Origin of the sequence: Cytobacillus sp. IB215316 (assembly GCF_033963865.1) — a bacterium.
Lineage (GTDB): Bacteria > Bacillota > Bacilli > Bacillales > SM2101 > Nanhaiella > Nanhaiella sioensis.
In genome coordinates, this window is the sequence record NZ_JAXBMC010000015.1 from 1 (window position 1) to 16,134 (window position 16,134).

Annotated in this window: 15 protein-coding genes and 1 riboswitch; of the genes, 12 read left to right on the top strand and 3 right to left on the bottom strand. The window is 35.6% G+C overall.

The genetic code is table 11. From position 1 onward, the window contains the following. The first annotated feature begins 592 nt into the window (after window positions 1-592). The 3 genes from SLH48_RS18295 (at window position 593) to SLH48_RS18305 (ending at window position 4,553) form a co-directional block, all read left to right on the top strand. Entirely contained in the window at window positions 593-2,089 is a 1,497-nt protein-coding gene (locus tag SLH48_RS18295) for a Vps62-related protein (RefSeq protein WP_320259328.1), read from the top strand. Window positions 2,090-2,393: 304 nt separating this feature from the next. Continuing rightward, on the top strand, window positions 2,394-2,855 hold the full coding sequence (locus SLH48_RS18300; RefSeq protein WP_214484406.1) for a MarR family winged helix-turn-helix transcriptional regulator: 462 nt from the start codon (window positions 2,394-2,396) through the stop codon (window positions 2,853-2,855). A gap of 447 nt (window positions 2,856-3,302) precedes the next feature. Beyond that, window positions 3,303-4,553 (top strand): MFS transporter, encoded by a 1,251-nt coding sequence (locus SLH48_RS18305; protein WP_320259329.1) that lies wholly within the window; start codon window positions 3,303-3,305, stop codon window positions 4,551-4,553. A 107-nt stretch (window positions 4,554-4,660) separates the two neighbouring features. On the opposite strand, the gene SLH48_RS18310 is transcribed toward SLH48_RS18305, so the two are convergent. The 3 genes from SLH48_RS18310 to SLH48_RS18320 all read right to left on the bottom strand — a co-directional run bounded on the left by SLH48_RS18310 (window position 4,661) and on the right by SLH48_RS18320 (window position 8,274). After that, window positions 4,661-5,227, bottom strand: a complete 567-nt coding sequence (locus SLH48_RS18310) for a histidine phosphatase family protein (RefSeq protein WP_320259330.1) — start codon at window positions 5,225-5,227, stop codon at window positions 4,661-4,663. A gap of 407 nt (window positions 5,228-5,634) precedes the next feature. Beyond that, a complete protein-coding gene (locus tag SLH48_RS18315; RefSeq protein WP_320259331.1) occupies window positions 5,635-6,927 on the bottom strand; it encodes an MFS transporter in 1,293 nt (430 codons plus the stop codon). 99 nt (window positions 6,928-7,026) lie between these two features. Continuing rightward, window positions 7,027-8,274, bottom strand: coding sequence for a MerR family transcriptional regulator (locus SLH48_RS18320; RefSeq protein ID WP_320259332.1), 1,248 nt, complete (start codon window positions 8,272-8,274; stop codon window positions 7,027-7,029). A 150-nt stretch (window positions 8,275-8,424) separates the two neighbouring features. Then, a riboswitch (cobalamin riboswitch) is annotated at window positions 8,425-8,625 on the top strand. Window positions 8,626-8,853: 228 nt separating this feature from the next. Here SLH48_RS18320 and SLH48_RS18325 point away from each other — a divergent pair. From SLH48_RS18325 to SLH48_RS18365, 9 genes are all read left to right on the top strand, one after another. Beyond that, window positions 8,854-9,627, top strand: coding sequence for an energy-coupling factor ABC transporter permease (locus SLH48_RS18325; RefSeq protein WP_320259333.1), 774 nt, complete (start codon window positions 8,854-8,856; stop codon window positions 9,625-9,627). A 234-nt stretch (window positions 9,628-9,861) separates the two neighbouring features. Next, entirely contained in the window at window positions 9,862-10,167 is a 306-nt protein-coding gene (locus SLH48_RS18330; RefSeq protein WP_320259334.1) for an energy-coupling factor ABC transporter substrate-binding protein, read from the top strand. Further along, window positions 10,154-10,930, top strand: a complete 777-nt coding sequence (gene cbiQ, locus SLH48_RS18335) for a cobalt ECF transporter T component CbiQ (protein WP_320259335.1) — start codon at window positions 10,154-10,156, stop codon at window positions 10,928-10,930. The genes SLH48_RS18330 and cbiQ overlap by 14 nt, the downstream gene beginning before the upstream one ends. Window positions 10,931-10,945: 15 nt before the next feature. Continuing rightward, entirely contained in the window at window positions 10,946-11,779 is an 834-nt protein-coding gene (locus SLH48_RS18340) for an energy-coupling factor ABC transporter ATP-binding protein (protein ID WP_320259336.1), read from the top strand. Between the two features lie 22 nt (window positions 11,780-11,801). Then, window positions 11,802-12,182, top strand: coding sequence for a (2Fe-2S) ferredoxin domain-containing protein (locus SLH48_RS18345; protein WP_320259392.1), 381 nt, complete (start codon window positions 11,802-11,804; stop codon window positions 12,180-12,182). 23 nt (window positions 12,183-12,205) lie between these two features. After that, window positions 12,206-13,795, top strand: a complete 1,590-nt coding sequence (gene cobJ / locus SLH48_RS18350) for a precorrin-3B C(17)-methyltransferase (RefSeq protein WP_320259337.1) — start codon at window positions 12,206-12,208, stop codon at window positions 13,793-13,795. A gap of 14 nt (window positions 13,796-13,809) precedes the next feature. Continuing rightward, window positions 13,810-14,703 carry a sirohydrochlorin chelatase gene (locus tag SLH48_RS18355; RefSeq protein WP_320259338.1) on the top strand — a complete coding sequence of 298 codons (894 nt, stop codon included), beginning with the start codon at window positions 13,810-13,812 and terminating at the stop codon, window positions 14,701-14,703. Next, window positions 14,700-15,473 carry a precorrin-6A reductase gene (gene cobK, locus SLH48_RS18360; RefSeq protein WP_320259339.1) on the top strand — a complete coding sequence of 258 codons (774 nt, stop codon included), beginning with the start codon at window positions 14,700-14,702 and terminating at the stop codon, window positions 15,471-15,473. The genes SLH48_RS18355 and cobK overlap by 4 nt, the downstream gene beginning before the upstream one ends. 13 nt (window positions 15,474-15,486) lie before the next feature. Then, complete coding sequence (locus tag SLH48_RS18365) at window positions 15,487-16,134, top strand: precorrin-8X methylmutase (protein WP_214484393.1); 648 nt, start codon at window positions 15,487-15,489, stop codon at window positions 16,132-16,134.

Below are 16,134 nucleotides of genomic sequence, written 5' to 3' on the forward strand. Positions count from 1 at the left end.
ATTAGCACCTTGGGTAGCAGGAGCAGCTATGGCATTTAGCTCAGTATCAGTTGTGACAAACTCACTTCGCTTGAAGAGAGTCAAAATCTAACGATACTTATGTGGAGATTTTGTTTAGTATTTATTGATGAGATCTTTAGCGTTATCCAATAAGATTCTATGTTGTTACTAAACTATGTTCACATGATATCTAGTGTCGTGCATCTTTCCTACCTTAAAGGACGAGGCTTGGATAAAACCATAATAATAACAACAAAGTTTAAGAAAGAAGCTTTAATTAAAGAAATTCTGGCTATGGAGCTACCGCTACCTACCAATAATCAATGATATTGTAACCTCGTCATCAGCTAATGACGAGGTTTATTGTGTTAGTCAAAATATATAGGAAAAATAAATATGTTGATTTACAACTATAAAAAAGCTCGAGTGGCTAAGGAATATTCAGAATATATTGTCGAAATAGGGTGATAGATGTCATTCTGTAAGTTTGATAAAAGATAAAATTCTTGTAGTATACAAGAAACTAGAATTGCTAGCGATCATAGTCAATAGCATGGTCTAGAAAAATATGTGAAAAGGGAGTGGAAGTGAAATGGTCAATAAAAGTAAAAAAACCTTCATTATTATGTTAATTGTTCTACTGTTCTCTCCTTTTGTAACCTTCAATACTGCCAATGCAGCAGAATCTGATCAATACCTTAAGATGGACCCTAGTATCTTTGTTAGAATGGGTAACTTACAAACAGCAAAAGCGTATGTCCAAGTTCTAGAATATGAAGATTATATAGGTTTAAACTACCGCTTTTTTTATCCATATAATGGTAGTATAGGAGGGCTAGGTATTATTCCAAGTGGTGCTCATGCTGGTGACTGGGAAGGGGTAAAGATACTGGTTAATAAAGACACAAGCGAAATTGAAAGTATACTTCCTTCAGCTCATGATAATGAACATGATTGGACTGACTCATCTAAGTTTGAATTTCAAAATGGTCCTACTCACCCTGTTATATATTCTGCTGAGCAAAGTCATGCAAACTATTGGACTGAAGGGAAGCATAGTAGATTAAGTGGGTTTGGAAATGATTATACAAATAGAGGACATAAATGGGATATCGCTGACGATAACTTTATTATTTTCAATCAACAAAATACGCCATGGATGGATTTTAAAGGAAGATGGGGTGAAAGTGGAACGTCTGATGCCGTGGATCTGTGCAATCTTTCGTGCCCAGATAGTCCAAAAGGGCCAGGAGTGTCAAAAGGGTGGTTTAGGGATGTGACAGGTGCAAGTCATAATAATGATATTACGGACTTAGGAGCGAATCCAGAAAAATTACAAAAAGCAGAAGAATATGCTGAAAAATACGCTCCTACAGTTTATTTGCATAGTAATGAACTATACTTTCCTTCAACAGTAGAATGGCTTCTTCCTCAAGTGCAATTAAAAGAAAACGGAGAAGTACTATTGGACAAAGGACAAGTTACACCATGGACTATCGTCGGCAAAGAACCACCTGCAGCAATGATTACGGATTTATCTCATACTACTAGTATGATGAAGCTGAATTTTGCAGTAAGCATAAGCGGTGGCGATACTGTGACCTTAAGACGTGAAAAATTATATGAAGATGGGATATGGCGTTATACTGATTATGACGTGACTGGTAAATCAACTTGGGAAAGAGAATCTGTATGGGATACGCAATACAGAATGAAACTAACGATTACAAATTCAGTGGGTAGTGAGAAATATGCTTCGCCTTGGAGCTATTATCTAATGCCAAAACCAGTTGAAATTAAGGGGATCTATAGTAGCGGTAATCTAATGATTGTTGATTTACTCGCAAATGTTGACGATGTAGGTGGCCCAGAGTATGTTTATTTACGACGTGAGAAGTTATATCCAAATGGACAATGGGGTTACACGGATTATAAACTTTTAAACCCGACTGATTGGAATGATGTTTGGACAAAAGAAGCGGATTTTGACACAGAATATCGAGTTAAAATGCTTGTTAAATGGGGGATAACTCAAGACCAAATTACTTATGAATCAGACTATGTTTACTTTACAATGCCTTCAGAATAAGTTCATACTAAGTAAAGAGCGTAAAACCGTAGATAATGCTCATCTACGGTTTTTCCATGTATAAAAAAGATTAACTTCAATTTTATTTTAATTTAATTAATATTTAAGGTTGCTTAATTATTTGTGTTAGTTTATAATAAAGGTGAAATTAAAAAGATCTTTTCGTAAGCTTTATCGCTATTGATAGTAAATTAGCATTGTAAACAATGAGGCTATTTGAGAGACCATGCACTCTTTATGGATGAAAAGAGTCTTAGTACGAAAACAACAATAAAAGTCAATTTCAAACTTCAAAGGTGATTATATGGATGACATTACTGCTATTTATTATAAAAAATTGAAACACTCTTCAGATGCTTTAAATACTATATTTTTGGAAGAATATCATGGATTTGCTAATAAAGAATTTCTAAATTTAACTACAAAGCAAAGTATCTTATTGGAACTGTTAAACGCAAATTCACTAACAAACAATGAGATTTCAAACCATTTTTCCATCACACCTAGTGCCGCAACTCAACTCGTAAGTAAACTTGAGAAAAAAGGCTTTTTGAAAAGAGAGATCAATGTTAATAACCGAAGAGAAATCATTGTCCATCTTGACGAGAAAGGAAAAGAATACAATCAAATAATGGCTAATTTCGAGTTATATATCATCAAAAAATATTATTCAAAACTAAATGAAAATGATTTAGAAAATTTAGTTGATTTACAACAGAAGCTTTACAATATTGCTACAGAAATTCAACAAAAAGAAAAATATTAACTATATATTTTTATATTATAGTTAAGTATAATTAAATATTTATATAATTTAAATTTTAAGTTACTTAGGCTTTTTGCCCGTCGATTGTTGTTTTTGGTGATTTGGCTCATATATAACTAAGTATTTGACCTGTAAATATTGTGATTTGACCCATATAACTAAGTAATTGACCCGTAAAAATTGTAATTTGACCCATAAATGTGGTAAGGAAAAAACACGTGCAAACTAGAGTTCCTGGCATCTTTCTTCTGTAACATGATGACTCACTTATAAAGCCACTTCTTATAGTACATAAGTGGTCATAATAGCAACAAGTCTTACAAAAATAGCCTTTAGTTTCAATAAATGTTGGTCAGAAATTAATAATTTACAATTTTTTTCATTAAAATTTAAGTATACTTAAATTTTAATATAATTAAACAATTAAATTATAGGAGGTTTTTATTTATGAAGTTATTATCAAATAGAGTTTTCCAAATCATTCTTTTCACGGATTTAATTCAGCAATGTGCTATTTGGATTAGAAACATTGCATTATTGTTTTTTGTAATGGAATTAACTGATAATAATGCAATTTATGTTTCATTGCTAACTGTGATTGAATACACCCCGATTTTTCTTTTTTCTTTTGTTGGAGGAGCGTTAGCAGACAGGTGGAATCCTAAAAAGACAATGATCTTAGGGGATTTCGCTAGCGCTTTATCCATATGCATCATCATCTTATTTGTGAATAACGGAAATTGGCAGGTTATTTTTCTAGCTACACTTGTCTCTAGTGTTGTTAGCCAAATATCACAGCCTTCATCTTCCATAATATTCAAAAAACATATTCCAGAAGATATGGTTGCTCCTGCAATAGGAATTATTCAAAGCTTGCAAGCACTATTTTTAATCATTGGTCCAATTATCGGAACGTTAATCTACAGTTGGTTTGGCATTACCGCTTCCTTAGTAAGTATCACGATTGCATTTTTCATTTCGTCTATCACATTATTGTTCCTACCAACACCGCATAAAGAGCACTCACATAGCTCTTCTAGGTTTATTAAAGAATTGAAAGATGGAGTTCGATACGTAAAGAACTCAAGAAATTTAAGTATTATTGCAATTGCTTTTGTTTTCATTGGATTAGGAGCAGGTATTGTTCAACCGTTGGACATTTTCATTGTTATTGATCGTTTAGGCCTGGATAAAGAGAGTATTCAATGGCTTTATATGCTAGCCGGCATAGGAATGTTTGTTGGAAGTATTATGGCTGCTATATTAGGCAACAAGTTTAAGGTGAAAAGGGTAATTGTCGGAGGGTTATGTTTCTTGTCTTTCTCACTTATCATAGAGGTTTTGTCTGTATGGTTTGTATTAACAGCGACAATGAATTTTATAACAGGCTTAATATTAGCCATGTGGCAAACGATGCTTGGAATGCTCATCATTAAAATGATAGATGAAAAGTATATAGGGAGAACAAATGGAATATTAACTCCATTATTTATTGGAGGAATGCTAGTGGGATCGGCTGTTGCTGGACCTTTGGTCACTTACACATCATTAATCGTTACTTATTTTACAGCTGCAATCATCATAATAGTCGGTGCTATGGTTAGCATTAAGCTTAATTTAACGAACTTATCTGTTAATCAGCCAAATGAATCTAAAGAATTACCTTATGAAACTAAAATTAGTAATGAGTTCAATTAACAAATGCTCATGTTTTAGTAAATAACCGTAGATACAAATGCATCTACGGTTTTCATCTCTTTTGATACAACGGGTGAGGCAGCGAGTCTATTTAATGAGGGATCCTGTTAATGATTTTGAGAACTCCACAATCTATAGACATCTACTAACTCATGTCCATCAAAGGATAATTTATAAATATCTGGCATGGTGAGTTGTTTCCAAAAGGCAAAATCAAATTGTGGGTCAAAGTAATTCATGATTAATACCATAATATTGCCATGTGTACCGACGACTATATTTTTACCTTCATATTTTGATAATATCTCTTTAGTTACCTTTACACCTCGTGCCTGAGCAATTATATTTGATTCCCCACCTTTGAATGAAAGCTGCTCATTTTCCCAAACGGCTGTTATAGCCTGTAGGAAGTTATCAACTGGTCCGTCAGACAATAATCTCTCCATAAAGTCGTCTTTTAGTACTATCTCCATATCTCTAAGCTGGGCAATACCGTCAACTGTTTGTATCGCTCTTTTGTAAGGGCTAGATATGACGATATCGATTTTTTCGTCTTTAAGAATGGATGTTACGTTAGTTGCGTCAAATAGACCTTGTTTAGACAGAGGCCTACTTAATTCATCAGGTGTATAAGTAGCATGAGCATGGCGCACAAAAAATAAGTTTGTTTTCATATAATCACCTTTATTTATGTTTGATATTGTTTTTTCCACAGCTCGTTTCTTTTCTTACTAAGATATAAACACGGATAAAGCAGTTAGTTTAACCTTTTCTTCTTCTAAGACTATTAAAACCATATTCAACATATGCAACATATCAGTTACTCGAATTTAAGTGAAATAAAGCAACAAAGATAACAAAAGGCTGTTTTAGTATAGTTTGCTGTTATATCAATATTTTTTAGAAGAAAAGATGCCCCGAAGCTTGAGTTGTCCTCATGTGTATTTGTTAATAGGAAAAATAACCGAAAACAGCCTAACAAAAAGTGCCTATTAAATTAGCATTCCTTTGCTGCTAAAATGCAAATAGCTATTCCTTAGCTGATATGCAGTAACTTAATCGCATACAGCTTCAAAACTTATTAAGGTGCTTCCGCATTTTGTGTATGGTGTCTCAACGATATTGATCTTATTTCTTTCGTGAAATACATATATAAACTTATGCTTAACAGTGTTGATCCTCCGACTAATGGTAGCCAATAAGGTGAGATGATGTTTAGAAGTGTTCCTGACAGAATCATAGCAATCGGTACAATGGCCTTAACAATAGTTAAGCCAGTACTTATAACTCTTCCTCTTAACTGATCAGGAACCATTTGTTGAATAAACGTCATGATAGGGATATCCACAAATGATGAAGAAATCCCAAAGCCTATATTTAATACACAATAAAATATTGTGTAAAAAATAGGGTGATAAGTTTGGTTAAAGAGCAATGGTCCACTAATGAGGATTGTTAAACTGGAGATGATCATAGTCATAAGTATTAAAAACTTATGATAATGTAACTTTGAAATAAATTTTCCAATGAAAATAGATCCAATTAGCATACCAATTGGAAATGCCGCTTCAATGATTCCGAATGCAGTAGAATGAAGCTTTAAAACATTTGTAATAATAAACGGAACTGGAATGGTTGATGATAAAGTAATAAAAAAGTTAACAAGTATTGACAGAACGATAATGCCTCGTAATTTTTTTTGAGAAATAATATAAGAAAAACCTTCCTTTAGCTCTATGAAAAAGTGGTCTTTTTCTTTGTTAGGAGAATTTTTTTCGTTGAATCGGAAATTAATAAAGCACTCACTTATACTTGAAATGATAAAGGAGATAGCATTTATTAATATAAAGGTTTTTATATTAACAAAAGCAAATACCATTCCTCCTATAATTGGTCCTAAAGTAAAAGAAATTGAAAAAATTATTCTTGTGATCGCGTTGATCTTCATCAAGTTATTTTCATGAACAATATTTGGTTTAGATGATTCGATGCTCACACTAGCAAATGTACTGAAGACATTTAAAATAAATGTAATTGCATAAATCCAATATAAATGGAGTTCATGAAGGCTAATTACATATAAAATAAGAAGCACCACGCCACTTAATACATCACTAAAAACTAGTATGAATTTACGGTTCAGACGGTCTGTGATAACTCCAGCTACAGGTCCTAAAATAATGGTCGGTATAATAGATAATATTAAGTTTGTTGCAAATGAAAGCCCCGAACCTGTTACTGTCAAAACATATAAACTGATAGCAAATGAGTAAACGAAAGATCCAAATAACGAGACAATGCTTCCAAATGAAAGTAAGATCAAATTTTTTACATCAGATTTTGGATCAAACATTTGACTTAATTTATTCCTCAATATTTCCCCCTCCTTTATAGTAATCCTAATTCATCGGGAAAGGGCAATAGCAAGGTAGTATTTACGTTTTTTTTACGATGAAATTTACAAAAGGTCGGGTTAACCCAACCTTTTTCCATAATAAAGATAAGTATACATCTTCTCGCCATCTAGTAATTGCAATTCATACTTTCCAGGGGATTGATCAACTGGAATAGAGACCATATCGTCGACAAGGTCATAGCGTAAAGTTTTTAATTTCTCTTTGATGTTATTAAGTTGAAAGTTTTGTCTATAAGACGGATTGATTTCATTTTTTATATGATAGTTTTCATACGTCAAATATGCACCGATTAAATTACTTTCTTCTTTTAAATAAAGCTGTACTTCCTCTATTAAAAAGTTTTCATGTTGAAAGCTATGCTCTGAACTGCCTGTATCAATTAAAAAATCGACTGCTTCTTTTTTTAATGGAATATGTAGGAAATCAGAACAAATAAATAAGATATTTTTCTGTTCTTCATAAGTTTCTAAAATGCTTTTTAATACGTAATGTCGTTGGTAATCATGATCAACAGCAATATAGAGGCAATCTTTAGGCAAGGAGTTATAGATATGCCTTAATGAGAAACCAATTCCGGTACCAAGATGGAGCAATATTTTATGCGTTAATTGTTCAAAATTAACCCTTTTATAAAACCAGTCAACAGCCTGATATAGATGATCTAAATATTTTTCATCTGTTTCCTTAATGTAATCTGATATAAAATAGTTGAATTCATTCATCATATGACTTGGACTTTTAACGTGGTGAGCATGATGAATGGTTTGTGGGGTGAAGAGAATTCCGTCTTTAATAAAGTGTTGATGCTCACAGTTACATTGAAGAACACCATGTAAGATTTGATTGTTAACGATGTCTCCATTTTTAATGCTTAAAGCAGCGCCGCATTTTTTACATTCTAAAAGTGGGAGCACTGATAAGCTCATACCCATTTTAAGCTGTTTAGGTTTATTCGTTGTATTTAAATGGGTAAGTTCATTTTGCAAATTTTGTCTCGTTTCTTCGTATTCGACTATTTTATGTTCTATCGTATGTAGCTTTTCTACAAAAATCTCTTTGTAAAATTCGTTATTTTCTAGTGCGGATAATTTGCCAAGTCTTTTATATTGAAAGATTGTTTTTATTTCACTTAACGAAAAGCCGAGGTTTTTTAAGTAAATAATATCCTTTACATCTCTGTGGCACTGTTCATCAAATTGATACTGTCCGGATGCTTTCTCAGGTGTTATTAAGCCAAGGTCTATGTAGTGTCTAGTTGTATTTATGCTTATTTTATTTTCTTTAGAAAATTGTCCTATTTTCATAGTTAGTCACCTTAACTTTGTTTTATTAGAAATCAAATTAATATTTATTATATTATACACGTACTATTAGAAATTTCCTTTCACAAATATACATGATATGAAAAAAGCTAGACTCATAATTTAATTTAGAATATACTGAATTATAACAACTGAATGATGAAATAAACAGGTGTTGTGCATAAGTAAAAGCTGTGTACAACTTAAAAGGGAAGTTCGGTGTAAAGCCGACGCGGTTCCCGCCACTGTAAGTCTGAGCAACCTGCATATGTGTCACTGTTTCGTAAAGAAATGGGAAGGCGCAGGAAGTGTTGAAGATAAGTCAGGAGACCTGCCTGTTTAAGTAACACGATTGTAACCTACGGGAATATAGGGAGGTGTTGTTAAGAATTAGTATGTAAACATATAGTTAATACTGACTTTTTCTGAGCACTCGATCCTTTATGGTTTGAGTGCTCTTTTTATTTTACATAAAGGCTCTTTCGGAATCTTCTAATTTTGTGTAGTAACCACGAGCTATATTCGTGTGTATATCAATATATTTGGAATTAGCCTTTATAAACATGGGGGAGAGCTTCACTGATGAAAAGAAAACATGCTTGGCTATTCGTAACAATTATTATTGGTTTGACTAGTTATTTTTGGCTGAATTCATTTCGGCCAGTATATGCGATGCACATAATGGAGGGCTTCCTGCCGGTTGGGTGGGCTATTTTTTGGTGGGTTTTAACCATTCCATTTTTGGCTGTTGGGATGTACTCCATCCGAAAAAAAGTGAAAGAAAACCCTGAGGTGAAGACGATGCTTGGGCTATCAGGGGCGTTTGCATTTGTGTTGTCAGCATTAAAAATCCCTTCTGTAACTGGAAGTAGTTCACATCCGACTGGTGTTGGGCTAGGTACTGTGCTTTTTGGTCCAACAGTCATGAGTGTACTAGGGACGATTGTATTAATGTTTCAATCATTATTGCTCGCTCATGGCGGTATCACAACACTCGGTGCAAATGCATTTTCAATGGCTGTTGTAGGACCAATGGTTACATATTTCGTATTTAAAGCAGGCTTAAGAGTAAATTTCTCTTTTGCAGTCTCAGTTTTTTTAGCAGCCATGTTAGGAGATCTCAGTACTTATACTGTGACAGCTTTTCAATTAGCTCTGGCATTTCCGACTGAGGTTGGAGGAGTTGTAGCATCATTTATCAAATTTGCTGGGATTTTCTCTTTCACACAAATTCCTTTAGCAGTGAGTGAGGGGCTATTAACAGTAGTAGTTATGAACTTGCTTGCAAAATACAATGTTCGAGAATTACAGCTATTAAATGTTCCAGTAGTTAGAATGAGTTCAAAAAAAGCTTAGAACAATAAGGTAGTATGTTTGAGCAAAAAGAGAAGTAACTCAATTAGTTATACTACAGCCATTTTTTCAGTTTTTTTAACTTACATTTGAGTAACTGATGTGTATGAAATGATTTTTATAGACTTTAACAAAGAAAAGATGCCCTGAACTAGTTATATTCTTGTTTAGCTTTTATTACGAAAAGCAACTATTAATGCGAAAACAGCTATTTGAAACAAGGAGGTATGTTAATTAATGAAAAATCTGATTTTGATAGTGTTGGTCATCTTGTTGGCTATTGTTCCTTTAGTAACACAGCAGGCTGCTGAATTTGGTGGGGCAGATGGACAAGCTGAAGAAGCGATTGGTGAAATAGCACCTAATTATGAGCCTTGGTTCAACGTATTATGGGAGCCACCAAGCGGTGAGATAGAAAGCTTGCTATTTTCCTTACAAGCGGCCATAGGTGCAATTATAATCGGCTATGTTATCGGCTATGGTAGAGCACGAAAAAAATTCTCCACTGAATCTTCTAGTGAGGTGAAGCATGCTTCGGATTGACCAGCTTGCTTATTTGAATCAGCTACGACATGTTCACCCTATTGAGAAAGCAGTTTTCACATTTTTATTTTTGTTTTTCTGTCTTATTACAAAAAGTGAAGTTATTGCTGTTATAACTTTGTTAATCATGAGCATGGCAATAGTTTTTGGTGCGAAAATCTCAGTACGTGATTATATAAAACTACTTTTATTACCATCATTTTTTTTGGTTTCAAGTATTATACCTATTCTTATTTCGGTTGCACCGTATGACTACAAAGTAATTGATTCTTTATGGTCAATGACTTTTGGTACGTGGCAGTTGTATATATCTACAGATAATATATCAATCGTTACAAGCTTATTTTTTACCGTTTTCTCAACTGTAAGTTGCATGTATTTCTTAATATTATCTACGCCGCTTCATGATATTTTATGGCTTCTACAGAAAATGAAACTACCAACACTATTTATTGAACTCGTTGCATTCACATATAGATTTATTTTTGTACTCTTAGATAAAGCTCAAGAAGTCTATATCGCACAAGCTTCTAGACTTGGCTATCAACATTACCGTCTATCAATTTATTCTTTAGGTCAGCTAGTGGTAGGGGTGTTTGTAAAGTCTATGAAGTACGCAAAAGAACTACAAATAGCTGTAGATACACGTGGTGGACAAGATGGTAATTATGAAATTGAAAGCAGCTATAAATATCATCCACTGAACTGGGGGATCGTAGCGATATCAATGCTGACGCTTACATTTGTAGCATCAGCTATGTAAAAGGAGTTCTGTTTAATGAGTACACCAATTATAGAGCTTGAAAACATTATATACCAATATCCTGATGGGACTGATGCTATAAACAATATTTCTCTATCTATTGAACAAGGAAAGAAAATTGCTTTGTTAGGAAATAACGGGGCTGGAAAGTCAACATTGTTTTTACATTTCAATGGGATTTTACAACCCACGAGTGGTTCCATCTGTTTTCAAGGTGAAACGTTACGGTACAAGCGCAAAGAGATAAAGAGATTACGTCAACAGGTAGGGATTGTATATCAGGATTCTGACTCTCAATTATTCTCATCTAGTGTTTATCAAGATATAAAATATGGACCTAAAAATATGGGGCTTTCTGAGAGCGAAGTGGAGCTAGCTGTGGACAAGGCAATGGTGTTAACGGAAACGACTGCATTAAAAGAAAAGCCACCTCATTTTTTAAGCATTGGCCAAAAAAAACGAGTTGCCATTGCGGGAATTGTGGCCATGGAGCCGAAGCTCATGGTATTAGATGAACCGACAGCAGGGCTAGATCCATACTATGCTAAGAAAATTATGAATGTATTACATGATATTCAAACAGAGAACAAAACAATGATTGTGTCTACACATGATGTGAATTTAGCTTATGAATGGGCTGATGAGATCATTGTAATGAATGAAGGGAGGATCATAGCCCATGACAAACCTGATCAAGTATTTCGAGACGATGCGATTTTACAAAAAAGTCACTTAGAGAAACCGTGGATCATTGATGTCTTCGAACAATTAAGAGTGAAAGATCGATTTAATTCATGCACCATTCCAAAAACAAAAAATGAAATAATGAAGCTTTTAGCAGAAATATAGTTATTGAAGGGAGAGGATGAAATTGACGACATGGAATTTACAAGGGACGAAACATCACGTGTTGATATGTAATGGTTCAAGCTGTATGAGAAAAGGTGGTGAAGAAGCTACAGTAGCTATTCGTGAAGAAATTGAAAGACTAGGTCTCGATTCAACTGTTCATACGACAAGAACGAGGTGTAATGGTAGATGTAAGGACGCGTGTGTAGCAATCGTCTATCCAGAGGGTACGTGGTATGAGAAGGTTACACCAGAACTAGGTCGCCAGATTGTTTCCGAACACCTTGCAGAAGGACAGCCCCTTACACATGCGATGAGCTATACAACAACAAATACGGGGATGCAGTTACAAGGTGATCGTCCACTTGGGATTTCGAAAGAAAAAGCAGTGGTAAATAAGTAAATGAATAATAAGGAGGGGTTAGCATGAAGGGAAAATTACTCATTGTCGGTTTCGGGCCAGGTAGTGAAGACCATATAACTAACAGGGCCAAGGAAGCCATTGCTGAAAGTGATTGTATTATTGGTTATAAAACATATGTAGATCTTATTTCAGGTCTTATAACAGATCAAGAAATAGTAAGCACAGGCATGTCAGAAGAAGTAAGCCGTGCACAAGCAGCGGTTAAGTTAGCGGAAGAAGGAAAATATGTGGCTGTAATTTCAAGCGGAGATGCTGGAGTATATGGCATGGCTGGCTTAGTATACGAGGTGTTAATTGAAAAAGGATGGTCAGAACTTGATGGAGTTGAGGTAGAGGTTGTTCCAGGGATTTCTGCAATTAATTCATGCGCGTCGTTGCTAGGTGCTCCTATTATGCATGATGCTTGTACGATTAGCTTAAGTGATCATTTGACTCCTTGGGAGCTTATCGAAAGAAGAATTGAAGCAGCAGGTCAGGCTGATTTCGTCATCGCTCTTTACAATCCAAAGAGTGGGAAGCGAACGAGACAAATTGTTGAAGCGCAACAAATTCTATTAAAATACCGTTCTCAAGACACACCAGTTGGTTTAGTAAAAAGTGCATACAGAGATCGACAGCATGTCGTTATGACGACCTTACAGGAGATGCTTGATCACGATATTGGTATGTTAACAACTGTGATTATTGGGAATTCCACTACGTTTATGTATGATAACAAAATGATTACGCCAAGAGGTTACCAAAGAAAATACACATTGCAAACACAAGAGCAGAGATTGAAGCCACATGAACGGCTAAAAAGAGAGAACGAGCCTTGGGCATTGCACGGAGGTAAGGAAGAGTCTCCTTCAGCTTTAGATATGGCAAATAAGGCAATTGCGATGGTTGATCAAGACAAAGGGGTAACGAATGAGAGGTCAACATATGTAGGAACAAATATTGAGTCAATTTTTGAAGTAGCTGTCAGTCCAGGTGTCGTTAACAAAAAGTTTACGCCGCAGCAAATGCTTGTTCTTGCAGATGTCGTTGGTGATAAAGGAACGATGGAGTATACAATCAATCACCAGATTTTACTTCATATTCCTACTTCAAGCCCTGAAACAGTCACAAATAAACTAACGGATGTTGGTTTTTTACTTGCACCGGTTGGTGATGTAGCGACTATGAAGGCATGTGATTTTTGTGATGGAGAGAAATTTGATTCCATACCGCAGGCTGAGGAAATACAAGCATTAATAGGTGGTATTGATGTTCCAAAGGAGCTTCATATCGGTTTTAACGGCTGTGCGATGGCTTGCTATGGTGCAGTGAATGATGATATTGGCATCGTATTTCGCAAAGGCAAATTCGATCTCTTTCTCGGGGCGAAAACCGTTGGTAGAACTGCTCATGCTGGACAACTAGTCGCAGAAGGGATTGAACCTGAACGTCTGGTTCCATTAATACAAAATATCGTAGGAGAGTATAAGGAGAAGGGGCATCCGAACGAGCGTTTTCACAAATATTATAAACGTGTAAAGGAAATACAGGGTTACCAGTATAAAGATGTGTCACCAGATCTATCAATTGAACCGGTACCGTGTGCTGATTAAAAGGAGGAATATCAATGAAGGCAGTGTTATTTGTTGGTCATGGAAGTAGAGATCCAGAAGGAAATGAACAAGTATTAAAGTTTATAGAAAATATGAAACCTAGTATAGATGATAGTTTATTAGTAGAAGCGTGTTTTCTAGAGTTTGAGTTACCAAATATACTTCAAGGGCTGGAAGCTTGTGTGAACAAAGGGGCATCGCATATTGTTGTCATTCCAATTATGCTACTTCCAGCGGGTCATTCAAAGATTCATATCCCTGCAGCAATTGATGAGGCAAAAGAGAAGTACCCTCATATTGCTTTTACATACGGTAGGCCGATAGGAGTTCATGATTTAGCACTAGACATCTGTACTAATAGATTGGTAGAGGCTGGAGAGAAGATAGATGATCCTAAAGAGCATACAGCAGTAATTTTGTTAGGTCGAGGAGGAAGCGACCCTGATGCGAATAGTGATTTGTATAAAATTACAAGACTGCTGTGGGAACGACTTAAATATAAGATTGTAGAACCTGCTTTTATGGGCGTCACTGATCCTCTTATTCGTGAAAGTATTGAACGATGTATAAAGCTAGGAGCCAAAAGAGTTGTTGTCGTACCATACTTTTTATTTACAGGTATATTAATTAAACGTCTTGAGCGGTTGATGGCAGATTTTCAAACAGAATTCCCATCGGTAGAATTTGTGTTAGCAGAATATTTTGGGTTTCATCCAAAACTTGAATTGATTTTGCATGACCGCATAGCTGAGGCGTTAAAAGATGAAGTTAAGATGAATTGCGATACGTGTCTGTATCGTTTAGAGGCGATGGAACATATTGATCATCACCACCATCACGATCATGATCATGATCACGGTCACCACCATCATCACCATCATGACGTGAAAACGGAGCATGTTAAATGATTTTATGTTTAGCCGGTACTAGTGACGCAAGAGAACTTGCGATATCTATGAAGAATGACGGATACTCCCTGCTTACAACGGTTGTCACAGATAGTGCAGCGATAGAGTTAAGAAAAGCTGGACTTCCTATAAAGGTCGGGAGGTTATCTGCAGAAGAGATGGTAGAAGTTATTCAACAACAAAACATTGAAACGATTGTGGATGCTAGTCATCCATTTGCAGAGGAAGCATCTAGAAATGCTATACAAGCAGCTAGAGCTGCGAATATCCCGTATATAAGGTATGAGAGGCAGCCAGAGCTTGTTAAGCGAGAAGAAGTCATCTCAGTCGAGAGCTATGAACAAGCAGCTGAGGTTGCTGCTAGCAAGGGTGGCGTGATTATGCTCACGACGGGGAGTAAAACATTACAAGTTTTTTCTCAAAAGCTATTAAATTTACCAAATACTCGCTTGATTGCTAGAATGCTACCGCGCAAAGATAATATGGAAAAGTGTGAGCAGCTTGGTATTCCTCAGAAGAATATTGTCGCCATTCAAGGTCCGTTCACGAAAGAGTTTGATATAGCGCTTTACAAACAATACGGTGTTACATTGATGATTACGAAAGAGAGTGGAAAGGTTGGGTCTGTTGATGAAAAGCTAGCTGCAGCTGCTGAGCTAGATATAGAAACAATCGTGATCAAACGACCAAGCATTGAGTACGGCCTTACTTTTTCATCTTTTGATGAAGTATTAAGGCAACTAAAAGAAATGGAAGTGCAGAACATATAAGGAGGACGATTTAATGGATTTTCGCACTGAATTTAAACCGGAAACTGTTCAGCCACAGCAAATCGAAGGAAGAAGCTTTGAAATGATCGATGAGGAGGTAGGGGAGCACCCGTTTTCCGAAGAGCAATACCCTGTCGTTCAACGTGTCATTCATGCTTCGGCTGACTTTGAACTAGGGAAAAGTCTTGTGTTTCATAAAGATGCTATTGGAGCAGGTATTCAAGCCATTCGGAGCGGTAAGAAAATTGTTGCTGATGTACAAATGGTACAAGTGGGTATTAGCAAGCCGCGCGTAGAAAAATATGGCTGCGATATTAACGTATATATATCAGATGCTGACGTGATGGAAGAAGCAAAAAGGCTTAACACAACACGGGCAATTATTTCTATGCGCAAAGCAATTAAAGAAGCTGACGGAGGCATTTATGCCATTGGAAATGCGCCAACAGCGCTATTAGAGCTTATTCGCCTAATAAAAGAAGGCGAGGCGAAACCGGGGTTAATTATCGGTTTACCAGTAGGCTTTGTTTCAGCTGCTGAATCAAAGGAGGAGCTGGCTAAGTTGGATGTTCCATTTATTACGAACATAGGTCGGAAAGGTGGAAGTACCGTAACAGTTGCAGCATTAAACGCAATTTCAATTCTTGCTGATAGAGGATAA